The following is a 24052-nucleotide window of genomic DNA, read 5'->3' as shown; positions in this document are numbered from 1 at the left end:
TATTAAAGAGAAAAAATAAATGAAATCTATTTGATTAGCTTAATAGTTTTGATTTTTCCTTCAACAAACACCTGCGCGAGATAGATGCCTGAGGGTAATGAACTCGTATCGATAGAGGGGTTGGCACGTTCAGGACGTACCCCTAATACTTTTTTGCCCAAAACATCATAGAAGACAACCTCGTTTATCACACGGTTTTGGCTCGATATGGTTAGCTGATTTCTCATTGGGTTAGGAGTGGCCGAAAGGGTCTCAATGGCAACATCATCTACTCCAAATACGGTGGTTTCAAACACCGCGTCATCGATATAATACCGGTTGCTTTCGCCACCGCCTTCATTCGAATAAAAATTAATCGCCCCCAGTTGGGTTCCGGTGTACGGCGTAGTTGCAATCAAGGCTCCGTCTATTGATAGTTGCGTTATCAGACTATCCATATCTGTAATGAGAGAAACTTCAAACCACGCATCAACAGGATACGAGCCAGTACCCAGAATGGCACCAGGACCTTGGTTGGTGCCCGAGGCATCATAAAAAATAATAACACCTAGCGAACTACCTCCTTCGTTAAAGGTTACGTGATAATTCCACTGCACACCGGGGGTTTCTTCGTTTTGAACGTTAAAGTATCCCGACTTTCCCGAAGGTATGTACATCATGAAAGTAAGACCCCACGTATCTGAGGTTTTATTTCCTAACTTTAGAAGTCCGTCGATTACGCCGCCTTCTGCAATGAGCACCGATTGGGTCCCCGAATTGGCTTCCTCATCGGTTACGGAAATATCATCTGCGGTTCCCGCTGTTTCATCCCAACTATCCCACGGATAGGTGTTTAATGGACCGACCGCATAACTTTCAATATCATCATTGAATTGTGCTTGCATGGGGACTGCGAAAACCATTGCAGCTACCAGTAATAAGTAAAAATGTTTCATAAGGGTTTGGTTTAATGTTACTTAAAGATACAAAAAAAGTGTTTTCGCTTGGAGAGAAAATTAATTCACGTCGCTTTTTTCAACGGCTTGTAGCCATACCTCAATACGTTTTTCGTAAATTTGTGGAACTATTTCATAGCTTTTTTATCAATGCAGCAACAAACACCATATATCCCTAAAAATAAAGTAAGAATCGTTACGGCCGCATCGCTATTTGACGGTCACGATGCCGCCATTAATATTATGCGACGAATCATTCAATCCACCGGAGTAGAAGTGATTCATTTAGGGCACGACAGAAGTGTAGAAGAGGTCGTAAATACCGCCATTCAGGAGGATGCGAACGCCATCGCGATGACCTCATATCAGGGTGGGCACAATGAGTACTTCAAATATATGTACGATCTGTTGCAGGAGAAAGGAGCGGGCCATATCAAAATTTTTGGTGGTGGCGGAGGGGTTATTTTGCCTTCGGAAATTAAAGACTTGATGGACTATGGGATCACCCGTATTTACGCGCCCGATGATGGAAGAGAAATGGGCTTGCAAGGAATGATCAATGATCTGGTAGAACAGGCCGATTATCCGTTGGGATCGAAACTAAATGGTGAAATAGACCGACTTTCAGAAAAAGAACCCGGAGCCATCGCACGCATCATTTCGGCGGCAGAAAATTTTCCGGAAGTCGCAAAAGAAACCTTGCAAAAAATTCACGAAAAAAATAAAGAAAGCATCACTCCGGTACTCGGTATCACCGGAACTGGAGGCGCGGGGAAGTCGTCCTTAGTAGATGAACTGGTGCGTCGTTTTTTAGTTGATTTTCCTGAAAAGAGCATCGGACTCATTTCTGTGGATCCTTCCAAAAGAAAAACGGGCGGTGCGTTGCTTGGAGACCGAATCCGGATGAACGCGATCAACTCGCCTCGGGTGTATATGCGTAGTTTGGCAACACGACAGAGCAATCTCGCCCTTTCCAAATACGTTTCCGAAGCGGTAGAAGTACTTAAAGCTGCTGACTACGATTTGATCATTTTAGAAACTTCTGGAATCGGACAAAGCGATACCGAAATTCTCGATCACAGTGATGTAAGTTTGTATGTAATGACTCCCGAATTTGGAGCCGCTACGCAGCTGGAAAAGATCGACATGTTAGATTTTGCAGATCTCGTGGCCATCAATAAATTCGATAAACGTGGCGCGAAAGACGCGCTGCGTGATGTGAAGAAGCAATACATGCGAAACCACCAACTATGGGAAACACCGCAAGAGGAGCTACCGGTGTATGGAACGATTGCTTCACAATTTAATGATCCCGGGATGAATCGCCTGTACAAGGAGGTGATGAAACGCATCAGTGAACAAACAAAATCGAGTTTAGAAAGTGACTATACCATTAGCGATGAAATGTCGGAAAAGATTTTTGTGATCCCGCCGGCGAGAACGCGCTACCTTTCAGAGATTGCTGAAAACAACAGAACGTACGATACCACCGCTGCCAAGCAAGTGGAGGTGGCGCAATCGTTGTATGGACTCTTTAAAACCTTGGAAACAGTAACGAAGCAAACACCCGGAATCGACAAATCAGGTTTGCTTTTAGACAACTCTTCCGAAGCAAGCGAAACAAAGGATTTAACCAAACTATTGCTGGCCGAATTTGATCGCGTCAAAATGGATCTGGATCCTTACAATTGGGAGGTTATTTTGGGTTGGAGTGAAAAAGTGGATCGCTATAAAAAACCGGTGTACTCATTTACCGTACGAGATAAGGAAATTAAAATAGATACGCATACCGAATCGCTGTCTCACACGCAAATTCCAAAAGTAGCGCTTCCAAAATATCAAGCGTGGGGCGATATTTTGAAGTGGGTACTTCAAGAGAATGTGCCCGGGGAATTTCCGTATACAGCAGGTTTATACCCTTTCAAACGTACCGGAGAGGACCCAACTAGAATGTTCGCAGGCGAGGGAGGTCCCGAACGGACCAACAGAAGGTTTCACTATGTAAGTTTGGACATGCCGGCCAAACGTCTGTCAACGGCATTCGACAGTGTCACCTTGTACGGAAACGATCCCGACCATCGACCCGATATCTACGGAAAGATCGGTAATGCGGGGGTTTCTATTTGTTGTTTGGATGATGCAAAAAAACTGTATAGTGGCTTCGATTTGAGCGATCCTATGACCTCAGTGAGCATGACCATTAACGGACCTGCCCCCATGCTGCTAGGATTTTTCATGAATGCGGCGATCGATCAGAATTGTGAAAAGTACATCAAAGAGCAAGGCATCGAAAAAGATATTGAAAGCAAGATCGCTGCCATCTATGAAGATAAGGGAGAAGAGCGTCCGTCTTATTTAGGAGAGCTTCCCGAAGGAAATAATGGGTTGGGACTTATGTTGCTCGGCGTAACAGGAGATCAGGTGTTGCCACAAGAGGTGTATGAAGAGATTAAAGCCACCACCTTGCAGCAAGTCCGTGGAACCGTACAAGCCGATATCTTAAAAGAAGATCAGGCGCAAAATACCTGTATCTTTTCTACCGAATTTGCCCTCCGACTCATGGGCGACGTGCAAGAGTATTTTATTCAGAAAAAGGTTCGTAATTTCTATTCTGTCTCTATTAGTGGCTATCACATTGCCGAAGCAGGGGCGAACCCCATTTCACAATTGGCATTTACCCTGGCAAATGGGTTTACCTATGTAGAATACTATCTGTCCCGCGGAATGGATATCAATAAGTTTGGTCCTAACCTGTCGTTTTTCTTTAGCAATGGTATCGATCCTGAGTATGCGGTGATTGGCCGTGTAGCACGTCGAATTTGGGCTAAAGCCTTAAAGCATAAATACGGTGCCAACCCGAGGGCTCAGATGTTGAAATATCATATTCAAACATCGGGTAGATCGTTACACGCGCAGGAAATCGACTTCAACGATATCCGAACGACCTTACAAGCCTTATACGCGATCTATGACAATTGTAATTCGCTTCACACCAATGCCTACGATGAAGCCATTACCACTCCCACGGAAGAAAGTGTGCGACGCGCCATGGCCATTCAGTTGATCATCAATAAGGAATTAGGCCTGGCAAAGAATGAAAACCCGATCCAGGGTGCCTTTATCATTGAAGAATTGACAGATTTGGTAGAAGAGGCGGTATTGCTGGAATTCGATCGACTTACCGAACGTGGAGGGGTCTTAGGTGCCATGGAAACCATGTATCAGCGAAGTAAGATTCAGGAGGAGAGTTTATATTATGAAACCTTAAAGCATACAGGGGAGTTTCCGATCATTGGCGTGAACACCTTTTTGAGCAGTAAGGGATCACCTACCATTCTTCCGAAGGAGGTAATTCGAGCTACCGAAGAAGAAAAACAAGCGCAGATTACCACCTTAGAAAAACTGCACAAAACCTATGAAGATCGTGCGGATGCCGCTATCGAGGAGGTACAACAGGCCGCCATTCAAAACGAAAATATCTTTGAAAAACTCATGGAAGCAACCAAAGTGTGCTCGCTGGGTCAGATAACAAAGGCATTATTTGAAGTAGGCGGACAGTATCGTAGAAATATGTAGCGAATCTCGGTAGAATTCCTACCTTTAGGTAATGGAATCTGTGTTGACGACCATAGAATACTCGGTTACAGCCATTGTTTGTATCCTCTCTGCCGTAGTCATCCAGCGGATCTATTTCAAAGAACGCAAACGAGGAAGTTCCCTTGCGGCCACCGCCGGTATCAAGTGGTTTGGTTGGGCCATTTGGGCCTGGGGAATCGGGGCATTGATCAATGTCATTCTGTTAGCGCTCCTATCTTTTGACCCCAGCGATAAAACGGTTATATTTTGGGGCTTGGCAGTGTCACTGGCGAACTCTCTTTTTATTTTATTATCACTACCTTCTATTGAATATGAAGGAAAAAAAGGCTGGGTGGTTGGTATGGTCACACGTTTTCAACCCCGAGAATTCATCGGACTTTACGCTGTTATACTCGCAATGATCGCTTTTGTCTTTGTGGTAAGTTCGTACAGCAATACAAACATTAGTAACCATTTTATTTGGCTCATAGACATCCCGATTTCTATCATAGTGGCTATCTCTCTATTTATAGAATTGAATAAGGCGTTCATTGCCCGACAGATGAAGTTTATGCTGCTCCCTACAGGTACCTTGTTCTTTTTGATTCTGGTGGCGGTTTCCCATCGTATCATTCCGCAAGATCAAGTGATCGCTTATGTAGATCAAGACTTTTGGCGATTGCTCGGAAGTATCACTGCTATTTCTTTTAAATTTCTTTTCATACTATTATTCTCCATATTGCTATACAGCTGGAAATTTCTTTCTGAAAATGAAATGCACCAAAGCAGAACCCAGTCCTTGTTAGACGCTACGGAAGCCATGAAACTGCGACTGGAAGCAACAAGCAAAGCAGAAAAACAATACCTCACGACCATTCAAGATCTAGAGGATCGTTTGGAGCAGTTGCGGCAGGCCCGAAATATAACGCTTTCCGACCGTCAAAAAGAAGTATTGGCAAATCTGGCGGTCTTCGGAACCAACGCTTCCTATACAGAGGTAGCCCAGGCCATGCATATCAGCGTGGACGGTTTTCAGACACATATCCATCAGATCAAAAAGCAATTGCAAATCAGCGGAGCCGGAGGGAAAGAACAGCTTATTGAATTTGCCATCGCTCATGACTATCTACGATTTGCGACGGTCGCCGCACCCAAATAAGACTATAGTTAACCATATGGTTGTCTATTTTAAACGGTAGCTAACCTTGCAAAAGATCGAACTTCGCAGCAATTTGGCATTCAAAATAAACTCCTATGAATGCTTCCAGTATCGATCAACAAATAAATCACTATTTCGACGCCGCTACCGGATGGTTTGTCGATGCCATCTTCGCGGAAATTCCCATTACCGCCTCGGTAGGAGTTCCCTGGGTACTTTTGGTGCTTTTAGTAGGTGCGGGGTATTTTACGTGCTACTATCGCTTTGTTAATGTGCGCCATTTTCTCACAGCCATACGAGTAGTACGCGGCCATTACGACGATCTCGAAAAAGAACAACCCGTAACGGTTTCCGAGTCGGTATCAACAGTTTCAGGCGATAATCCCGATACCGTGCGTGTGGAAGGTGCCGGAGAGGTCACCCATTTCCAAGCCCTAACTGCCGCAATTTCAGCAACGGTAGGCTTAGGCAATATCGCCGGAGTAGCCATTGCCTTATCTATCGGTGGCCCGGGTGCGACCTTGTGGATGGTTCTGGTGGGCTTGTTAGGGATGTCATCCAAATTTGTGGAATGCACCCTGGGAGTAGCCTATCGAGAGGTGGATGCCAAAGGGACCATCTACGGAGGTCCGATGTATTACCTGAAGAAAGGACTGCGGCAGAAAGGGCTTAAACGCTTGGGCGGAGTGCTCTCTGTGGTGTTCGCTGTCATGTGTATAGGAGGATCTTTTGGAGGCGGAAATATGTTTCAGGTGAATCAGGCCTTTAAGCTTTTTGAATATGTTACCGGTGGGTCGGATAGTTTCATTCATGGGCTGGGTTGGTTGTTTGGTTTGGTCATGGCAATTCTGGTAGGGATTGTGATTATTGGTGGGATCAAAAAAATTGCAAAGGTTACCGATAAGATTGTTCCCTTTATGGTGGTCATGTATATTCTTGCTGTGATCATTGTCTTAGGAATGAACGCGAGCGCTATCCCTTCCGCTTTTCAAGCCATATGGGAAGGTGCGTTTAGCCCGGAAGGTGTGGTAGGCGGATTTATTGGGGTGCTGATTCAAGGCTTCAAACGGGCGGCTTTTAGCAATGAGGCCGGAATAGGAAGTGCCTCTATTGCTCATAGCGCGGTAAAAACACAGCATCCCGCGAGTGAAGGCCTAGTAGCTTTGTTGGAGCCATTTATTGATACGGTAGTCATCTGCACCATGACCGCCCTCGTATTGATCATCACGGGTCAAATCGTCCCAGGAACCACATTAACCGACGAGGAAGGTGTGATCTTAACGGCGACGGCTTTAGAAACTGGCATTTCTTGGTTTCCGTATTTATTATCGTTTGCCGTTATTTTATTTGCTTTTTCCTCGATGATCTCGTGGTCGTATTATGGCTATCAGGCATGGAGCTATCTCTTCGGAAGAGCCCGGCGTACGGAATATGTTTATAAGACTTTGTTCTGTGTCTGTACCATTGTGGGTGCCGCCGCTACGTTAGGAGCGGTAACCGACTTCAGTGATGCGATGATTTTCGCCATGCTTGTACCCAATATGATCGGACTCTTTTTGCTTCGGAAGAAGGTGCGAGAAGAATTGCTCCGCTACTTAGATAGGGTGCGAGCGAAACTTAAAGGGTAAGCATCCAGTGGCGCTGCAACTTTCGGAATTTCTTTAATTCTTTCTGAAGAATAGGAATAAAATCGCGACCATTGTTGTTGATAAGTTCCAACCGTTCGCAATTGCGATAAAGTCGATTGGCCAATCGGGTCACCGACGCAGCATACTTGTGCTTCTTGTCAGAATGTCTCCATTGTTCCGCTTTCATAATCTCTGGAACTAGCGAAACCGATTGCTGAACAATATCCCCGGCCACATAGACGTAGGCGTGTTCTTTCCCGTCTTTTTCCAACAAACTAATATCCTCCATCAAATAATTGGAGATATTCTTCGACAAGGCGAAAATTTCCATAGCCTTCTCATAAAGAGGAGAGTGTGATGTAGTGGCTAGAGAAGAAGTATTCATTTTTGTAGCAATTTTACTCAAATTTACAAAGCTATATTGGTTATTGTATATAATATTTAATTCAAAAAACTATATTTACATTAGATATTAAAGAAAAAATCGAATAAGGTTTAAATATGAAGATAGACACCTTAAACTGGAAGATACTGCAATGCTTGCAGCAGAACGCGAGACAGTCTAATACCGCTATAGGCAAGAAGGTTGGGATCAGTTCTGCCGCTGTAGGAGAGCGAATTAAAAAGATGGAAGATTCGGGTGTTATTGACGGATATTTTACTCAAATTTCTCACGTGGATGCCGGATATCAATTACAGGCCATCATCACTATTCGCGCCTTTATGGGAAAACTAAAACCGTTCTTACTGAAGGTACAGTCGTATAAAGAAGTAGTGAATTGTTATCGGGTAACCGGGAACGAGAATATTGTGATGGAAGTAGTATTAAAAGATCAGAAGCACTTAGAGTCATTTATCGATGAACTGATTGTTTACGGAGAAACTAAAACCCAAATCGTCTTGTCTCAGGTGGTAGGCAACAATCCTGTTCGTCCTTGATTTCTTAAAAACTATTAACTTCCGTTAAACTTGTGGTAATTAAGAATTCCTTAGCGGAACAACGATTTTTCTGAAGCTATATTGGGGTAACGAAAAAAACAATTGAACCATGAAACGATTCACCTTTACCCTCTTGATGACGACCATATTTTTAGCGATTGCCGGATTCTCTTCATACGAGTATACGGGAATAACTTTTGTTCGATTTGCGTTTCTCATTTCGTTTATCGGACTTTTTATCTCGTGTTTAGACGCCGTTATTCTGTCGCGTCGAAAGCGTAGAAAAGTTATACAATCAGAAAAAGAATTAAAGGTAAAACCTTCTAAAGTGAAGGTGAACCAATAACGAGATGAGGATAATCGTCCACGTCCCAATCGATGACGAGTCCGCTAGCTAAAGAGCGTGCGATCTCTTTTCCGTAGAGAAACTCACAGAGATACAAGGCCGCTTCAAAGCTCCTCGCGCCTCCGGCGGAAGTAATGAATTTCCCGTCATGCACCCACAACACTTCTTCCCGAACGTCTACGTTCGGGAATTTTTGTTGCATCAGCGCCGTGTCAGTTGGAAAGGTAGTCGCAACACGACCCTCCAAAAGTCCGGCTTGTGCCAAAACAAAGGCACCATCACAATGAGAAGTAATAAATGCGGCTTCTTCCGCAATCTTCTTCACGAAATTAAGCATTTCATCATCCTCCAAATCAGCATCCAAGTGATGTTCGGCACTGGGAACTACCAGAATATCTATGGGAGGCAACGAATCCAACCGATAATTATAGTCTGGGAGTAGGCGTAAGCCCTCAAAGGAAGTGATGGGTTTCAGCGTGTTTGCCACGGTAAAAACGTCCATTGGCTTAATCCCTTCTCTAAACTTTGTGTGCTGAAAAATGTCGTAAGGCGCTGTAAGTTCAGTATTGTAAACGCCGTCCATAAGTAAAAAAGCAACCTGATAGTGCGTGCTGTCATAGCGCTTCTTCGGAATACGTTGCGTGCTATCTTGTGTTGCTTCCGAAACAGTATTTTTCTTTGTCTCAACATTCTTGTGTTGGCAGGAAGTACTTCCGAAGCTCAGTACTACGAGGCTAAGAAGCCAGATCCATTTAAGTGCTTTCATAGGTTGGAGAATTTTTCAATTGGCGGTATAGGCCTAAAGTTAGTACGGCAATGAGTACTAAAAAACCTGACATGGCGTACCAGGTATATTCAAACCCCCAGGTATCGACCAAATTCATACCCGTATTGTGTCCTACCAGGTGTGATACCGAAAAGGTCATGCTAAAGTACGCCATATAATTTCCTTTTCTTCCCTTAGGTGCCATTTCTAATGCGAGCGCACTCGAAAAAGGAGATCCGATCATTTCGCCTAAGGTCATTAAGAGCATTCCGAAAATAAGAATACCGCTCCAAGGCGTTACATTCAGAATAAAAAGACTGGCCGCCAGCAACAACACCCCCCAGAGGGTGGCGATTGATTTGGAAATTTTTTTTCGTTCTAACCAGCCGATAAGAGGCATTTCAAAAATTACGATCATCGCACCATTCAGGAACAGCAACCAACCAATAAGGTCTGGAGTAAGAAAATGCGCCTTTTCATAATAGAGTGGAACGACCGAAAAATATTGCACAAATACAATGCTTTGCGTTACCATGATGATCAGCAATAGCACGAACACTCCATTTTTGAGCGGAGGACGGCCCTGTTTAATGCGAACTGCCTCCTGTTCGGTTGCATCGATCTTTTTGGGTCGAAGCATCATAAATAGCATCACGGCCGCGATCACACAGCTAATTCCATCGATCCAGAACAAACTACCATAACTTAGACTTGTAATGATAATTCCACCCATCAACGGACCGATAGAGAAGCCGAGATTGATGGCCAGCCTTAGAAGGGCAATGGCTCTGGTCACATTGCCCGGTTTGCTGTAGGCTTCGCAGGCAACAAAAATAGCCGGCCGATAGGCATCCGCTATAAATATCAGCAAGAAGATCCCAAGGCAGATCGCAAAAAAGCTTTGTAAAAATCCTACTAAGACGAATGCAATTCCCCCAAAGAACAAACTGGCAACGATTACTATGTAAAAGCCAAATCGGTCGGTAAGCGTTCCTCCAAGCAGCGTTCCGAAAATTGACCCCAGTCCGAAACACGTCATGATCCAGCCCACTTCCGGCAACGAAAACCCTTTGTCGTTTACTAAATATAACGACAGGAAGGGAATGACCATGGCGCCGGCACGATTAATAAACGTAACTAACGATAAAAACCAGATCTCTTTCGATAGGCCTTGAAAATTTTGAATGTAATTGCGATAAAGCTTCTTCATATGGGTTGGTTTAAAAAAAAACGTCCGGCGTGGCGGCCGGACGTTTCTTTAAGGCTGTTAGCACCTTAATAATCCTACCTATACCACCATGGCAACCCAGTTTGGGTGACTTGCTGAAGGGTGATACAAATAGTGTTTGTTTTCATGATCGTCTAATTATGGAATAAAGATAGGGTAAAAAGTAATAGGTTCGACGCGAGTAACTTAATCGACTACGCGTTTTAATGCCTTTGCCAGTTTATAGCCAGCCCGTTCATACGCTTCGCCCATTCTTCGCATCTCTTCCCATCCCTCAAAATTATAGGCATCATCGTTCAAACCCATGGCGCGTCGTAGGGTTGTTTTATATTTGGTGCTTAAGGGGTAGTTGGTGGGGTGAAAATTTAGGGTCATACTCGCCTGGGCCGGTTCTTTCTTAATGACCACATTGTAGCCAAAATACAACCAATACGTGTTGATGGTAAGGGTGTAGGCTGCCTTTGGCGCATTGCGCATAAAAACAGGTCCATTCTTATAGTCTTTGACACGTTCATTGAGAATAGCTAAAAGTTCGTTTGGCCAGAGTTGCTGTTTGGCGTCCTGGTATTGTGTCATCCAATCCTCAATCTCTTCGGAATTATGGACAGTGGACATTCGTTGCTGTTTGTCGGCCAAAAAATCGGCTTCCGTAAACTCGGGCAGTTGTACGTGCAGGTCCTGATAGGTGAAAACGACATTGATGGTGTCTTCAGTTTGAAGAAACTGTAACTTTTCTTTGTCAATTTCGATGCGTTGCGCCTTGCTTTGGAATCCGATAAGGAGTAAGGAAAACAGGCAACATCTGAGGAAGTTAGATGAGGTCATAGCGAGTGTTTTCCGCAAAAATATTAAAAAAAGCGGGTGAGCCAAATTCCCAAAAATACGGCACCGAAGCCAAGTACAAAACTTAACATCGTATACAAAGCAAACGAGGCCATATCTCCCGACTTTAAAAAAACATGGTTCTCGTATGCAAAGGTGGAAAAGGTGGTAAATCCACCACAGAAGCCAGTAGCAGCGAGCAATAACATGTGTTGTGAGATACGCGTATACTTGGCGGCCAACCCCAAAATGATCCCAATCAGCAAGCTCCCTAAAATGTTGGCAATAAAGGTTCCGTAGGGGAGCCCGTTTTCGCTGCTATTGAGGTAGAGTCCCAATAGGTAGCGCAGGGTGCTGCCTAAACCTCCTCCCAAGAAAACCAGCCACAGGGCTTTCATTAATTAGCGGGACTTTGCGGAATGATCGGAATGTAGATCTCGGTGAGCCAGTCGGCTGGATTTGGAAATTCTCCAGGATCATTCGCATAAATTTCGAACATGGGCGTGGCGGGATCGCGGTTTAGATTGTTCTTTTCAATATAGGCCTCGGCCTCGGCGTAGGCTTTATCGAGATTGTTATAATTTCCTTTGAGCACTGTTTTCACCGCCTGAGTAGGTTCCATAAAGCCTGTTTGCACGGCACTTCCCTGAGGTGTGATAATGCGTTCTTTCACCGGGATAGCCGCGGAAAAGATAAAGCTCCCGGTAGCTTCGTCCATTTCGTTGTAGATCGTAAACGGCATGCCCGACATTTGAATATTATTGTCTTGCATGAACGACATGATCTGCCCGTACATTACTCCCATTTTTTCGGAAAGTTCACTCTGCTTGGCTGCGGTAGTCATGTACATATAGTAGCCTCCGCCATAGCGTGTAATACCATTCACGTTCACCGAATAGGTTTCTAATTCCTTCATTACCACCTGGTTCAAACTGTCAAGACCTTGCTGAAACATCCCTTTCAAGGTGGTTTCAAAATCTTCCTCCTGAAAAGCCATATAGGCTTTTTCCATGAGAGATTGTTCGCCTCTCATTCCCCAAACTACTTCGGTGCCACCTTCGGCATTTTCATTAAAACGCCAGTAAACATCGCTCTCGCTATCTCCTAGCGGTGTGTTGAAGGTGATCTTCTGATCGATCTCTTTATTCGGAATGACCTTTACCGTTTTCATGCTTCCGTCTCCGGCCTCATCTGCTGTCCAAGAATAGGAACCGCCTTCACCTGAAGTTTTTTCGGCATAGGAGATTTCCATGGTTTCATCGGTCTTCATCCAAGGCCCCCACGCCTCCCAGTTCTTGTAATCTTTTACATTGTTATAAATCACTTCTGCTGGTGCGTTCATATTCTTAGAAACCGCTACATCGTAGGTTCCGTCTTGGGTTCCAAAGTAAATAGCGCCGCCAATAATAACAATGAGCAGTAGTAATAATAGGTATTTGATTACTTTCATGATGGGTGTGTTTAGTCGATACAGCTAAGATAATCAAATTCTCTTTGATGCTGCAGGTTAGCTGCGCCAGAAGCAAGGAAATTGCTACATTTGTGGGAAACCAAAACCACAAAACAATGAAAAGAATATTTTGGACAACCTGTACCTTGTGTGCTGTGTTGTTGTTTTCTTGTGATAACGACAAGAAAGAAGTCGCGCCTGCAGAGGTAGCGGTTGCAGAGACTTCAGATACGTTTGAATATCAGATCGATCAATTTGCTGACGTTAAAATTCTTCGCTATCAAATTCCGGGCTGGGAAGATCTAAGCCTCGACAAGCAAAAGTTGGTCTATTACCTCACGCAAGCCGGACTCGAAGGACGTGATATTATGTGGGATCAGAATTATCGCCACAACCTCAAGATCCGAAAGGCGCTCGAGAACATCTATACTACTTATTCTGGAGATAAAAACTCCGAAAATTGGAAACAGTTTGAAACTTATCTTAAACGGGTATGGTTTTCCAACGGAATCCACCATCACTATAGCAACGATAAGATCAAACCTGAATTCTCTAAAGAATACCTACAGGAATTGCTAACGGAAACCAACTCGACGCTTGAAGGAGAAGCGCTAGAAGTGATCTTCAACGGGGAGGATGCCAAAAAAGTAAACCTAAACAAAGACGCAGATATTGTATTGGCGAGCGCCATTAACTTTTACGGCCCCGATGTCACAACGGCCGATGTTGAGGCGTTCTATGGAGCGATTGAAGTAAATGCTGATGAACCCATTGAAGTGGGTTTAAATTCTCGCTTAGTAAAAGAAAACGGTACCCTTGTAGAGCAAGTTTACAAAAGTGGAGGTCGTTACGGGGCCGCGATCGATCGTATCATCGAGTGGTTAGAAAAAGCCAAAGGAGTAGCCGAAAATGAGAACCAGGCCAAGGCGTTGGGACTTCTAATCGAATATTACAAAACGGGAAGTTTGGATACCTGGGATGACTACGCGGTGGCATGGGTCAATGCCACCGAAGGTGATATCGACTGGATCAACGGCTTCATTGAAGTGTATAACGATCCAAAAGGGTATAAAGGTTCTTACGAAACCATTGTTGAGATCAAAGATTTCGATATGTCAAAGAAAATGGACGTATTGTCGAAAGAAGCACAGTGGTTCGAAGATAATAGTCCGTTGATGGCCGAACACAAAAAGGAAAATGTGACCGGCGTATCGTATAAAACGGTAATCGTTGCCGGGGAAGCGGGAGATGCCTCACCTAGCACGCCTATTGGTGTAAATCTACCCAACAACAACTGGATTCGCCAAAAGCACGGAAGTAAGTCGGTTTCCCTCGGAAATATCATCAACTCGTACAACAATGCCGGTGGAAGCGGACGTTTAAAAGAATTCGCCCACGATGCCGAAGAAATTGAGCTACAGGAAAAATATGGAAAGAATGCCAGCAAGTTACATACAGCGCTTCACGAAGTGGTAGGGCATGCCTCCGGAAAGATCAATGAAGGCGTGGGGACACCCAAAGAAACGCTTAAGAGTTACAAGTCGACTATTGAAGAGGGACGTGCCGATCTATTTGGATTGTACTACTTAATGGACCCAAAACTTGAGGAATTAGGCTTGGTAGAAGATTGGGAAGGTACTGGGAAAGCAGCCTATGATGGATATATCCGCAATGGGTTGATCACACAGTTAGTTCGATTAGAACTAGGAAAAGACGTAGAAGAAGCGCATATGCGGAACCGTCAATGGGTGAGTGCCTGGGTATTCGAAAAAGGCCAGGAAGAAAACGTGATCGAAAAAGCGACGCGTGATGGCAAAACCTATTATGATATTAAGGATTACCAGAAACTACGTGCCTTATTTGGAGAATTGTTGCGTGAGACCCAGCGAATTACTTCCGAAGGCGACTATGAAGCAGCCAAAGCCCTGGTGGAAGATTATGGTGTGAAAGTAAATCGTACCATTCACGAAGAAGTATTGGAGCGCAATAGTCAGTTTAAGACGGCGCCGTATGGTGGCTTCGTAAACCCTGATATTGTTCCAACCATGAACGATGCCGGTGAGATCACTGGATTCACCATCGAACAACCGGAAAGCTTCGAATCACAAATGTTGCGATACAGCGAAGCCTACAGCAATCTTACCGCAGATGAATAGACGTGAAACTAGTTAAACGTAAAAAACCCATCAGCACGCTGATGGGTTTTTTTATGATGATTAAAAAATCGCTTAGTCGTTGATCAAGATTGGGTAAAGGTTTGCCACAACGTCCATGTCGTTACAAATATCTACCACTTCTGAAAGGGTGCGTACCGTCAATGAGCCCTCGAGTGGCGGTGCATCACCAATTACGAGCATCATACGCTTGGTGTCAGAACCCCAGCTAAGGAAATCTACAGTATTGTAAATTCCATCATAAACAGACTCCGGGAAATCTCCTCCTCCATACACGCTAATGTCATCTAAGAACATCTGGGCTTGTGAGTAATCTTCGGTAAGATCGAACCACTCGTACCATCCGTCAGGATCTTCGTTGGCGTCGTTATAAACCGCCATCGCCAATCGGTTGTTTGGAGGTAAGTTAGAGATGATATCGGTCAAGGCAGCTTTCACCTGCGCGATGTCATCACTCATACTACCTGTGTTGTCGATTAAGAATACCAAATCAGTTCCGGCAACAGCTTGTTCGTTGATCACATCAATAATGATGTTTGGAACATCGTTGGCAGACGCAGCGTCGTAACGGCGACCTCCGGTATATTCAGCCAATACGTCAAAGGCTTCATCTGCAGTGATGGTAGTAGTAGAAGCCGCTACGGGTGCACTTAGGTCACTGGTGGTACTTCCGCTGAACGCTTCAATCTGGTAATAGTAAGCGCTGCTAGACTCAACCGAAAGGTCATCGTAGCTATTCGTATCAGTAGTACCGATAAGCTCATAATCTAACCCTTCAGGATCTTCAAAGATATCGTCGGCGCGATAGATATTATATCCTTCAGCATTGCTAACATCTCCCCAGGTAAGTTCTACCTTAAGAGAGAAACTGCTACTAGCATCTACGCTGGTGGGCATGTCCAGGCTTAGAGAAGCGTCATCATCTTTTTTACATGATACTACAGCTAATCCTACAAAAAGTAATAATAGTAATTTTTTCATAATTGAAATTTGGTTTTTAATTGGTGCGAAAATAGACTTTTATTTGATTTCTACAAATTATGGCCGTGTTGATTTCCAAAAAGGTAGTCCGCCATCATAGCCTGTGAACAGGGTAATGACGGACTGTAACCAAACACAGAACCTAGTTAAATTGATATCCGGCTGAAAGTTGAAATACATTGTTTTTTACATCAGCTTCCCCAAACGTATCGATGGAGGTGAGTCCCACCACATAGCGGGCAGAAAAGAAAATTCCCTGCGGAAGCGTAAAGGTGGCTCCAGCAGCGAATCCTACATCCAGTGTATTTAAACCGTCTGAAATATCAACGGTTTCCGAAAAACTTTCCGTTTCTCCGTCGAAGGTTATCGTTTCAGAATATTCTTCTTCCGCAGAGATCAAAATGCTCACCTGCGGTCCGGCTTCCAGGCTGAAATTATCGTTGATGTGATACCGTCCAAGCAAGGGTACGCTCAAATAGGAGAGGCGTGTGGTGGCTTCGGCAGTGAATGTTTCCCCGTCGAAACTCTCTGATTCTTCAAATTTCGCTCCGGTACCGGAGTACAACAATTCCGCTTGAAGCCCAAAGGCATCACTAAATTTAAATTCTCCCACACCGCCAAGGTGAAAGGCCAAACGGCTCTTCGAATCTCCTTCGATATCACCCGAAAGGCTCGCGAGGTTTACCCCCGCTTTGGCACCAAATACAAACTCCTGAGCTTGCATGGCGGTAAGGGAAAATAAGGCTAACACAAAAACTAGTAAACAATGTTTTTTCATAATTGAAAGGGTTATGGTTTTATTTAATTGATTAATAAGGGTTTCAATCTCCAGATATCGGCATAGGTCCATCCTTGATTGAAGTTTACGATTTCAAATAAGGGAGAACCTGCCAGACCGCTAATATTGGTCTTGCGCTTTTTGGTTCCCGCATCACTACTGAAGTAGATGTAGCCATCGGTTCCCCAAAAGGGCTGCGTTTCGGTAGTGGATCCCGTGGTGAGTTGCGTTAAATTGGTTCCGTCCATGCGCATCGTATAGATGTGGAAGGTTTCGCTGTCGCGATTCGACACAAAAACAAAGCGCTCTCCGTCGGGCGAGAAGGTCGGACTCAAATGATGGAATTCGCCCGAAGTGATTTGCGTAATTTGATTGTTCGTCAAGTTGTAAAAGTAGATTTGAGCAAATTCTCCACTGTTTTTCACAAATGCGATCATGTTTCCATTCGGGTGCCATACGGGAGAAGCACCTTCCCCAATAAGGGTGAAGTTCTGACCGTTCGCGTTCACTATTCCGATAGCCGTTTTTCCTTGAATGGAAGTTGACATTAGAATACGCGACCCATCCGGCGAGTAGGAAGCATCATTGTCGTACTCACCATATCCCTTTTGGGCGACGAAGGTGATTCCCAACGATTCAGTAGAGGAGATCGCTAAAATGGGCTCTTTTCCTTTAAAGTAGGAATACAGAAACTTTTTAGACTCTGGATGCCAGGACGGATTCAAACAATGGGCGTCGGTAATAGGAGAGAACCCCGGTTTATTCACATCGCTTTTAAGTCGAATGCTCCAACGTTCGCTTCCGCTTTTACTGTCATCGCGGGTGGTGTACAACAATCGCTGTCCTTCTTGCGACAGCTTGGGTGAAAATTCAGGAGCTTCGTCATCGGTAATGCGAACCAATTCTGAAGAACTCGCAGTGGCTTGAGGAATCTTACTGTCCTCCACATTAGAAGCGCCGCAGGCAGTGAGTAATCCTGCTAGCGCCAATCCTGTGATTTGGTTGAAGAGTTTCATACTTGAAATTTAGTTTAGTTATGGGGTAAAACTAAACTCGCAAGCAGGCTCTTAAAATACCCATTGGGGGGTATATTCTTAGGAAGTATGTGGAAACGTTAGTGTTGTGAAGGAAATTGGTGGCGTCGCAAGGTGAATACCTACTTCAGAAAACCTCGATTATTCAAATTTATATTTTCGCTCCAGAGCGTAGCGAAGGAGTTCTCCTTTTCCGGTAAGTCCCAATTTTCGAATCATGTTCTTACGGTGTTTTTCTACGGTTGACACCGCAGTAAAACGAAGGTCTGCAATTTCACTCGTCGTTTTTCCCTGTCCGATGAGTTTCAAGATTTCACGTTCGCTTTTTGAAAGCAGCGGTTTTTTCTTGGTTTTTTCTGCGTCCTTTCGCAACCCTTCGATATCCAGGGAAGCGTCAAAATACTCTTTGCCTTCCGCCACTGCCCTGATGGCATTAAGTACTTCTTCTAAAGGCGAATTCTTTAATAAATAGCCCGAGGCCCCGGCATCCAGCATTTGGGAAACGGCGCTGCTTTGATCGAACATAGAAAAGGCGATGATAGCGATATCCGGAAATTCTTTTTTTATCAATCGCGTGGCGACAATGCCGTCGATTTTTGGCATCTTAATATCCATAAGAATGACGGCGGGTTCTTTGTCGCGAACGAGCTCTAGTAGTGCTTCTCCATCTACCGCTTGCCCGATGAGCGAAATATCGTCTTCGTACTCAAGTAACAGATGTATACCGTCGGTAAGGGATTGGTGATCTTCGGCTATGGCTACAGTAATCATATAGGTATGTCTATTAAAATGGTGGTTCCTTTTCCGGGGGTGGCATCAATTTCCATGGTTCCTTCTAAAAACTCAACACGACGTTCAATGCTGGAAAGTCCCATGCCTTCTTTTTGCTGAAATTTGGAAGCGTTGAATCCTTTACCATTGTCTTCAACAATGATACTAAGACTATGCTCGTGCTGGGTAATGGAAATGGTCGCTTCGGAAGCATTAGCGTGTTTGATGATGTTGGTTACCAATTCCTGAATCATTCTGAAAATAGCGATTTCTAAAGAGGGCTCCAGGCGTTCCGTAAGACCGAAATCTTGTACTTCCACCCGAAGTGATTGCTGGAAGGAGGCGTTTTTGGCAAGTTTTTCGACCGCCGGAAGAAGGCCTTCCTTCGCGATCACACCACTGTGTTTTACATGCGCCATGGCACGCACTTCGGTATAGGCTTCATCCAGTAAGGTTCCGGTCTTCTCAAAGAGCGCATCCAGCGCGGTAAGTTGGTTTTTGTTCTTTTTTAAATGTTCAAATTGAAGTTTTGCCGCCGAAAGTGTGGCACCCACGCTATCGTGCAAATCGGAGGCTAGCCGTTGTCGCTCTTTTTCCTGGCCAGCAATCATGGCGTCAATGGCGTTTAGTTCTTGTTCTTTTAGAATCTTTTCTTTCTTCTGAATTTCAATTTCTCTTTCCTGTTCGGCGATACGCTGTTTCTTTTTCGAATTTTTAAAAAGTAGCACAGAAAGCAGTAATACGGCTGCGAGTCCGCCTCCCAAACCAATGGCAATGTTTCGATTCTGAGTACGTTTGTCTTTTTCTATGAGGAGTTGCTTCTCTTTTTCGGCAGTCTGATATTTAGTTTCGTATTCTGAAACCACCTGAAGGTTGTCTGCTTGATTGAAGCTTAGTTCTTTAGATAAATACCGATTCATCGCTATAAGACTATCTCGTTCGCGATTCAGACTTCCGTAGACAAGGGCTTTACGGTAATCAATAAATTTATCCAGCGATTGAAATAGGTAATTCGTTGCGGGAGGATGTCGTTCTAAGGAGTCAAATATTGACAAGGCTCGTTGAGGTTGATCGATGAGCATCAAATACGAAGCTCGGTTTATGGCGGCAGCGCGCTTTCGTTCGGCTTCAAAATAACCATCTTTATTTTCTAGCAAGTGTAAAGCTCGCTTCAGGTAGTAGGCTGCGCTATCCATTTCTCGTGTAAAATCCTGATGGTATACATAATGGGTGAGATCTCTCTTGGCCGCGAGAAACGAGTTGGAAATGTCCTCTAATCGGTTCCAGTGCGTTTGGTAGTAGTTAGAAACAACGGTTGGTTGCTTGTAATGGAAGCGTTGTATGAGTCGATAGGCGTATACCGTGTGAGCCTCTTTTTCAAAAGTATCATAGGCCCAGCTCCAGTAATCTTTTAGCATATAGTCATAGCTATCATCTTCAATATAGATGTGGAAGCGTTCGTAAATCTCTAAGGTATTGCGATAGACTTCACACACCAAGACCGAATCCTGATGTTTCTTGGCCGCATTTAAAACGGTGTGCAATTGTTGGAAGGCAGCGACTTCATCGCCAAATTTCGCATATAGGGTGATGGCGTTGTTTAGGAGGCGCAATTGTCCAGTACGGGAGGTAACGTCTATTTGTGCAGGAGGTCTCTTTTCAGGGAAATTACCCTCCTTCATAATAGAAAGATAGGTTTGTAATTCAAAGGCCGGCAGTGCATCGCTATGGGAAGTTAATAAATCCTGTGCCTGCAGGTATTGTCCTCTTTTGGTTAAATCGAAAAAAGCCTTAACCTCATTTTGAGCAAATGAGGTTAAGGGGAGTAATAGTACAAAAAATAGAAATATAGTGGTTCTCACAAGCGTTATATTGTCCAGCTGGTGTTGGGTGAGCAAATTCCGTAAGGCCCGCCACCCCCTTGATCGGGGTTCGGGATGGTTTCAAAGTCGCCATTGCTATCAAAGGGGCGTCGGCCCAATTCAAAGGCGCCATCTCCGTCACGCTCGTATTTGTAAGGATACAGGAAGGGTGATTTCATAGGATCATTTGCGTTGTAAAATTCTTGCTTCGTATCCATCATAGTGACGCTATCCGGTAGACGCATCGTATATCGGGTCATTAGCGGACGGTTACGGGGTATGGGTTTGTCGAGCTTGATGGTGTTTTCGCTGTATTCGTTGTAGACAAAGCATCCCAGCTGTATATCTATATACACATGAATATCATCATCTGTTTTGATCTTATCAGCGTGTCCAATAGTAGGTTTGCCTACAAAGCCAATCGTCACCGGGCCTTTGAAATTTTGAATTCTAAACTTGCAAGTATATCGATGTTCGTCAACACCAAATTGGTTTTCTTCATTTTCGTACTTCTCAAACTTGATGTATACCATGTAGAAGGTGCCAAAATCCTGAGACCCTAGAATGGGCTGCCATTCTTGATAGTCGTCTAAATGCAGTTTGAACTTTAAGTTTTCATGAGCCATATTAATTGTTTTTAGGAGTTACATATTGAATTTTAGGTTGTCCTTTCAGTGCGTCTTCAAAATCATCAACCGATTGCCACTCTTTTGAAAGCGAATAGTTGTTTGGAAATCGGACTGGCTTAATTTTTCGTTCACCTGCTTGCAGTCCATGTACGATCTCGGTTGCGAATTCTTCAAGATAGCGCGTTTTGTTTGGTGGAATTACTAGTTCCGAATGTTTATTGCGAAGGGCATCTATCAGGGTGTTGATAGGAGCGTAGTCGGTTAGGGATCGCAAATAATCATCGCTACAGCTACGTTGTAATGCTTCCAGCGCCGAAAGAATGGTAGCAACGCTTATAGTTTTAGACTTCCACGGGTTTTCGTTAACAAGTTGCTTCTGAAAATCGCTGCTAAACACCGACAAGGCATTCAGAGGGGGTTTTGGGTCTGAAAAAGACAATGCATTATGTTCAAACACCCTTCGAAACACGGCCAATTTCTCAGTAAATTTGGTATCTTTTGGTAGTTCAGTGCGAACATGAGTGGCCACTTCGGAAGCGCAGCTCCATGCCCTCAGCGGTTTATAGCGATCATGTGTTTTAAGGGAGGAAACTCGTATGTATTTTTCAGACATGCCGGCGATGGGATCTGAAATAAGGTAGTATTTACAGTCGTTGTAATAGCCAAAACCAATGATGAGGGTAATGTGCGACACGGCACCTTGACACATTAGTACAATGGGAGCCTTTTTTTCTTCCAGTTGCTTGGTTACAGCTTCATAATCATAAATAAATCCGTGTAGTTCCTCTGTTGGAATTTCTTCACAATGAAGGCTAAATCTGCTGTAAAATTCCGCCAGATGATCGGCATCTATGGTAATGTCACAAAGGTTTGTAGGAGTGCCCTGCCGAGAGAATGCTTCACAACAGGTCCTTAACTCATCTTCAGAAACCGTGATGTCTATTTGTTTTTTGTATTGTGTCGCAACATCGCAAATGGAAACGTCTTCGTGGATATGGAGTATCCGGAAAATATTCATCAATGAGGCAGCCCAGCACCAGTACGAATTGTGTGGCTGTTCTACACGTTCATAATCTGAAAAGCAACGAAAATCATACTCCACACCTGTAGTTTTTTACAAGAAAGAAAAGATAGGCAAAAATAACCATACCCATTATCGGGTATATTTCAGTCGATTATATAATTATTAGTTCTAAGAAAGGGAGATATCTATTACTTCAAGTACCACTTTATCAATAACAGTGCCCCCACGAAGACCAAAAAACCTACTAAAATCCAAAAACTATTCTTGTAATGTTTTTTATGCAGGCGTTTGTCTTTTCGATAACTAAAAATCATCACAATCACAAAGGCGACCACAAAACAGAGGGCGAAGATAAGCTGTCCGGTACTAATCATTTTTCGTAGTTTTAGACGCTGTAAAAGTACAACCTAATATTTAGTCTATGAAGAATAAGATCGCAGCCGTTCGCAAATTTCACGAAGCTTTCAAACTAGGTGTCAAAGAAACGCCTCAAGCCGATCTAGGAAAAGCGAAGAATTTACTGCGCTACAAATTGATGCGGGAAGAGAACGAAGAGTATTTGGAGGCTGCTAATGACAATGATCTGGTAGAAGTGGCCGATGCCCTGGGCGATATGCTCTACATTCTTTGTGGAACAATCATAGAGCACGGTATGCAATACAAGATCGAAGAAGTGTTTGAAGAAATCCAGCGTAGCAACATGAGTAAACTAGGAGCTGACGGCCAGCCTATTTATCGGGAAGATGGAAAGGTGCTCAAAGGGCCTAATTACTTTCAACCCAATATTGAAGCGATTCTAAAAAAATAGCTGGAGCTTAGTCTAACGCATAACGCCAACCGAACGGATCTTCCGCGCGATTCTGCTGAATATCCATCAGCTCTTTTTTGAAGCGTGCCGCATAACCATCAGCAATTTCGGGTAAGGGGTATTCTTTTTTCTGATAGCTGAAGGCACTCACCGGACTAATAACAGCGGCTGTTCCTGCACCAAATATTTCTTTCAGGCTTCCTTTCTTTGCGGCGGTTACGATTTCTTCCACAGAAATTCTGCGAACTTGCACGTCAACGCCCGCTTTCTCTGCCAAAGCGATCACACTTTTACGCGTCACGCCATCTAAAATTCGATCGTTGGTCGGTGCGGTAAGTAAGGTATCGTTTACTCGGAAGAAGACATTCATCGTCCCAGCTTCTTCCAAATATTTATGTTCGTTGGCATCGGTCCACACCACTTGCTGAAACCCTTGCTCCTTCGCTAAGTTGGTAGGGTAGAACTGCGCCCCGTAGTTTCCAGCCGCTTTCACATAGCCCACACCCCCGTCGGCGGCCCGACTGAAGGATTCTGCAAATACTACTTTTACCTTTCCTGTGTAATACGCTTGCGCGGGTGACATGATGATCATGAATTTATACTGATTGGAAGGAGAGGCAGACACTCCGGCTTCCGTGGCCATTGCAAAGGGCCTGATGTACAACGAATTTCCAACCCCGGGTTTTATCCATGCCTTGTCTAGATGTAGTAAGGCATGCAGGGCTTCAAAAAAGTATTCTCGCGGAAACTCTGGAATGGCCATCCGTTTTGAAGAACGGTTAATCCGATTAAAATTCTCTTCAGGACGAAACAAAAAGGTTTTGCCGTTTTCATCCACATAGGCCTTCATTCCCTCGAAAACTGCTTGACCGTAATGGAATACCTTGGTCGCCGGTGATAAGCTCAAAGGGCCAAAAGGCTTGACACTCGGATTTCGCCAGGCACCGTCCACATAATCACACTCAAACATGTGGTCTGTGTAATTCTTTCCGAAGACAAGAGCGTCAAAATTTACCTCATTGATTTTGGAAGTTTCGGCTTTCGTAATGGAAATATGTTGCTGGGAAATCTCACTCATGGTCGGTCATTTAAGGCTGTAAAATTAAGTAAAAAAATGACCACTAAAAATCAATTTTTTTGCT

General features: G+C 44.1%; 23 protein-coding genes. 7 read left to right on the top strand and 16 right to left on the bottom strand.

What is annotated here, in order from left to right:
* Positions 1-26 precede the first annotated feature (26 nt).
* Positions 27-935 carry a T9SS type A sorting domain-containing protein gene (locus PO830_RS11715; protein ID WP_272853762.1) on the bottom strand — a complete coding sequence of 303 codons (909 nt, stop codon included), beginning with the start codon at positions 933-935 and terminating at the stop codon, positions 27-29.
* A gap of 150 nt (positions 936-1085) precedes the next feature.
* On the opposite strand from PO830_RS11715, the gene PO830_RS11710 reads away from it, so the two are divergent.
* The 3 genes from PO830_RS11710 to PO830_RS11700 all read left to right on the top strand — a co-directional run bounded on the left by PO830_RS11710 (position 1086) and on the right by PO830_RS11700 (position 7298).
* On the top strand, positions 1086-4511 hold the full coding sequence (locus PO830_RS11710) for a methylmalonyl-CoA mutase family protein (protein ID WP_272853761.1): 3426 nt from the start codon (positions 1086-1088) through the stop codon (positions 4509-4511).
* 31 nt (positions 4512-4542) lie between these two features.
* Positions 4543-5670, top strand: coding sequence for a helix-turn-helix transcriptional regulator (locus PO830_RS11705; RefSeq protein ID WP_272853760.1), 1128 nt, complete (start codon positions 4543-4545; stop codon positions 5668-5670).
* 95 nt (positions 5671-5765) lie between these two features.
* Complete coding sequence (locus tag PO830_RS11700) at positions 5766-7298, top strand: alanine/glycine:cation symporter family protein (RefSeq protein WP_272853759.1); 1533 nt, start codon at positions 5766-5768, stop codon at positions 7296-7298.
* Here PO830_RS11700 and PO830_RS11695 read toward each other — a convergent pair.
* Positions 7288-7683, bottom strand: a complete 396-nt coding sequence (locus PO830_RS11695) for a hypothetical protein (protein WP_272853758.1) — start codon at positions 7681-7683, stop codon at positions 7288-7290. The genes PO830_RS11700 and PO830_RS11695 overlap by 11 nt on opposite strands.
* 116 nt (positions 7684-7799) lie before the next feature.
* On the opposite strand from PO830_RS11695, the gene PO830_RS11690 reads away from it, so the two are divergent.
* Together PO830_RS11690 and PO830_RS11685 are read left to right on the top strand one after the other, a co-directional pair.
* Entirely contained in the window at positions 7800-8237 is a 438-nt protein-coding gene (locus PO830_RS11690; protein ID WP_272853757.1) for an Lrp/AsnC family transcriptional regulator, read from the top strand.
* Positions 8238-8346: 109 nt separating this feature from the next.
* Positions 8347-8583, top strand: a complete 237-nt coding sequence (locus PO830_RS11685; protein ID WP_272853756.1) for a hypothetical protein — start codon at positions 8347-8349, stop codon at positions 8581-8583.
* Here PO830_RS11685 and PO830_RS11680 read toward each other — a convergent pair.
* The 5 genes from PO830_RS11680 to PO830_RS11660 all read right to left on the bottom strand — a co-directional run bounded on the left by PO830_RS11680 (position 8561) and on the right by PO830_RS11660 (position 12849).
* Entirely contained in the window at positions 8561-9349 is a 789-nt protein-coding gene (locus PO830_RS11680; protein ID WP_272853755.1) for a DJ-1/PfpI family protein, read from the bottom strand. The two genes, PO830_RS11685 and PO830_RS11680, sit on opposite strands and share 23 nt — an antisense overlap.
* Positions 9336-10559, bottom strand: a complete 1224-nt coding sequence (locus PO830_RS11675; RefSeq protein WP_272853754.1) for an MDR family MFS transporter — start codon at positions 10557-10559, stop codon at positions 9336-9338. Before PO830_RS11675 ends, PO830_RS11680 begins: the two co-directional genes overlap by 14 nt.
* Before the next feature lie 204 nt (positions 10560-10763).
* Positions 10764-11402 (bottom strand): hypothetical protein, encoded by a 639-nt coding sequence (locus tag PO830_RS11670; RefSeq protein WP_272853753.1) that lies wholly within the window; start codon positions 11400-11402, stop codon positions 10764-10766.
* Positions 11403-11425: 23 nt separating this feature from the next.
* On the bottom strand, positions 11426-11797 hold the full coding sequence (gene crcB / locus PO830_RS11665; RefSeq protein WP_272853752.1) for a fluoride efflux transporter CrcB: 372 nt from the start codon (positions 11795-11797) through the stop codon (positions 11426-11428).
* Positions 11797-12849, bottom strand: coding sequence for an SRPBCC family protein (locus PO830_RS11660; protein WP_272853751.1), 1053 nt, complete (start codon positions 12847-12849; stop codon positions 11797-11799). Before PO830_RS11660 ends, crcB begins: the two co-directional genes overlap by 1 nt.
* 116 nt (positions 12850-12965) lie before the next feature.
* Between PO830_RS11660 and PO830_RS11655 the strand changes: the two genes are divergently transcribed.
* The gene (locus PO830_RS11655) at positions 12966-15005 is read left to right on the top strand and encodes a dipeptidyl-peptidase 3 family protein (protein WP_272853750.1); all 2040 of its coding nucleotides are present in this window, start codon (positions 12966-12968) and stop codon (positions 15003-15005) included.
* 72 nt (positions 15006-15077) lie between these two features.
* Here PO830_RS11655 and PO830_RS11650 read toward each other — a convergent pair whose 3' ends face one another.
* The 8 genes from PO830_RS11650 to PO830_RS11615 form a co-directional block, all read right to left on the bottom strand.
* Positions 15078-16004: a VWA domain-containing protein gene (locus tag PO830_RS11650; protein ID WP_272853749.1), complete on the bottom strand. Its 927-nt coding sequence runs from the start codon at positions 16002-16004 to the stop codon at positions 15078-15080.
* Positions 16005-16146: 142 nt separating this feature from the next.
* Positions 16147-16782: a porin family protein gene (locus PO830_RS11645; RefSeq protein ID WP_272853748.1), complete on the bottom strand. Its 636-nt coding sequence runs from the start codon at positions 16780-16782 to the stop codon at positions 16147-16149.
* Positions 16783-16805: 23 nt separating this feature from the next.
* Positions 16806-17798, bottom strand: coding sequence for a TolB family protein (locus PO830_RS11640; protein ID WP_272853747.1), 993 nt, complete (start codon positions 17796-17798; stop codon positions 16806-16808).
* 159 nt (positions 17799-17957) lie between these two features.
* Positions 17958-18587 carry a response regulator gene (locus tag PO830_RS11635; RefSeq protein WP_272853746.1) on the bottom strand — a complete coding sequence of 210 codons (630 nt, stop codon included), beginning with the start codon at positions 18585-18587 and terminating at the stop codon, positions 17958-17960.
* A complete protein-coding gene (locus PO830_RS11630; protein ID WP_272853745.1) occupies positions 18584-20449 on the bottom strand; it encodes a sensor histidine kinase in 1866 nt (621 codons plus the stop codon). The genes PO830_RS11635 and PO830_RS11630 overlap by 4 nt, the downstream gene beginning before the upstream one ends.
* 5 nt (positions 20450-20454) lie before the next feature.
* Entirely contained in the window at positions 20455-21075 is a 621-nt protein-coding gene (locus PO830_RS11625) for a hypothetical protein (RefSeq protein ID WP_272853744.1), read from the bottom strand.
* 1 nt (position 21076) lies between these two features.
* Complete coding sequence (locus PO830_RS11620) at positions 21077-22180, bottom strand: hypothetical protein (RefSeq protein ID WP_272853743.1); 1104 nt, start codon at positions 22178-22180, stop codon at positions 21077-21079.
* A gap of 110 nt (positions 22181-22290) precedes the next feature.
* A complete protein-coding gene (locus PO830_RS11615) occupies positions 22291-22476 on the bottom strand; it encodes a hypothetical protein (protein WP_272853742.1) in 186 nt (61 codons plus the stop codon).
* A 47-nt stretch (positions 22477-22523) separates the two neighbouring features.
* Between PO830_RS11615 and PO830_RS11610 the strand changes: the two genes are divergently transcribed.
* On the top strand, positions 22524-22910 hold the full coding sequence (locus PO830_RS11610; RefSeq protein WP_272853741.1) for a nucleoside triphosphate pyrophosphohydrolase family protein: 387 nt from the start codon (positions 22524-22526) through the stop codon (positions 22908-22910).
* A gap of 7 nt (positions 22911-22917) precedes the next feature.
* On the opposite strand, the gene PO830_RS11605 is transcribed toward PO830_RS11610, so the two are convergent.
* The gene (locus PO830_RS11605; protein ID WP_272853740.1) at positions 22918-23988 is read right to left on the bottom strand and encodes a branched-chain amino acid aminotransferase; all 1071 of its coding nucleotides are present in this window, start codon (positions 23986-23988) and stop codon (positions 22918-22920) included.
* Positions 23989-24052 lie beyond the last annotated feature (64 nt).

Source organism: Altibacter sp. HG106 (assembly GCF_028561755.1).
Taxonomy (GTDB): Bacteria; Bacteroidota; Bacteroidia; order Flavobacteriales; family Flavobacteriaceae; genus DFVG01.
Note: the sequence above shows the minus strand (reverse complement) of the source record. Positions and strands in the feature narration are given on the sequence as shown.

What these genes read in the sequence shown, in the direction of transcription:
- PO830_RS11715 (WP_272853762.1), bottom strand. Translation starts at nt 935, where the DNA reads ATGAAACATTTTTACTTATTACTGGTAGCTGCAATGGTTTTCGCAGTC.
- PO830_RS11710 (WP_272853761.1), top strand. Translation starts at nt 1,086, where the DNA reads ATGCAGCAACAAACACCATATATCCCTAAAAATAAAGTAAGAATCGTT.
- PO830_RS11705 (WP_272853760.1), top strand. Translation starts at nt 4,543, where the DNA reads ATGGAATCTGTGTTGACGACCATAGAATACTCGGTTACAGCCATTGTT.
- PO830_RS11700 (WP_272853759.1), top strand. Translation starts at nt 5,766, where the DNA reads ATGAATGCTTCCAGTATCGATCAACAAATAAATCACTATTTCGACGCC.
- PO830_RS11695 (WP_272853758.1), bottom strand. Translation starts at nt 7,683, where the DNA reads ATGAATACTTCTTCTCTAGCCACTACATCACACTCTCCTCTTTATGAG.
- PO830_RS11690 (WP_272853757.1), top strand. Translation starts at nt 7,800, where the DNA reads ATGAAGATAGACACCTTAAACTGGAAGATACTGCAATGCTTGCAGCAG.
- PO830_RS11685 (WP_272853756.1), top strand. Translation starts at nt 8,347, where the DNA reads ATGAAACGATTCACCTTTACCCTCTTGATGACGACCATATTTTTAGCG.
- PO830_RS11680 (WP_272853755.1), bottom strand. Translation starts at nt 9,349, where the DNA reads ATGAAAGCACTTAAATGGATCTGGCTTCTTAGCCTCGTAGTACTGAGC.
- PO830_RS11675 (WP_272853754.1), bottom strand. Translation starts at nt 10,559, where the DNA reads ATGAAGAAGCTTTATCGCAATTACATTCAAAATTTTCAAGGCCTATCG.
- PO830_RS11670 (WP_272853753.1), bottom strand. Translation starts at nt 11,402, where the DNA reads ATGACCTCATCTAACTTCCTCAGATGTTGCCTGTTTTCCTTACTCCTT.
- crcB (WP_272853752.1), bottom strand. Translation starts at nt 11,797, where the DNA reads ATGAAAGCCCTGTGGCTGGTTTTCTTGGGAGGAGGTTTAGGCAGCACC.
- PO830_RS11660 (WP_272853751.1), bottom strand. Translation starts at nt 12,849, where the DNA reads ATGAAAGTAATCAAATACCTATTATTACTACTGCTCATTGTTATTATT.
- PO830_RS11655 (WP_272853750.1), top strand. Translation starts at nt 12,966, where the DNA reads ATGAAAAGAATATTTTGGACAACCTGTACCTTGTGTGCTGTGTTGTTG.
- PO830_RS11650 (WP_272853749.1), bottom strand. Translation starts at nt 16,004, where the DNA reads ATGAAAAAATTACTATTATTACTTTTTGTAGGATTAGCTGTAGTATCA.
- PO830_RS11645 (WP_272853748.1), bottom strand. Translation starts at nt 16,782, where the DNA reads ATGAAAAAACATTGTTTACTAGTTTTTGTGTTAGCCTTATTTTCCCTT.
- PO830_RS11640 (WP_272853747.1), bottom strand. Translation starts at nt 17,798, where the DNA reads ATGAAACTCTTCAACCAAATCACAGGATTGGCGCTAGCAGGATTACTC.
- PO830_RS11635 (WP_272853746.1), bottom strand. Translation starts at nt 18,587, where the DNA reads ATGATTACTGTAGCCATAGCCGAAGATCACCAATCCCTTACCGACGGT.
- PO830_RS11625 (WP_272853744.1), bottom strand. Translation starts at nt 21,075, where the DNA reads ATGGCTCATGAAAACTTAAAGTTCAAACTGCATTTAGACGACTATCAA.
- PO830_RS11615 (WP_272853742.1), bottom strand. Translation starts at nt 22,476, where the DNA reads ATGATTAGTACCGGACAGCTTATCTTCGCCCTCTGTTTTGTGGTCGCC.
- PO830_RS11610 (WP_272853741.1), top strand. Translation starts at nt 22,524, where the DNA reads ATGAAGAATAAGATCGCAGCCGTTCGCAAATTTCACGAAGCTTTCAAA.
- PO830_RS11605 (WP_272853740.1), bottom strand. Translation starts at nt 23,988, where the DNA reads ATGAGTGAGATTTCCCAGCAACATATTTCCATTACGAAAGCCGAAACT.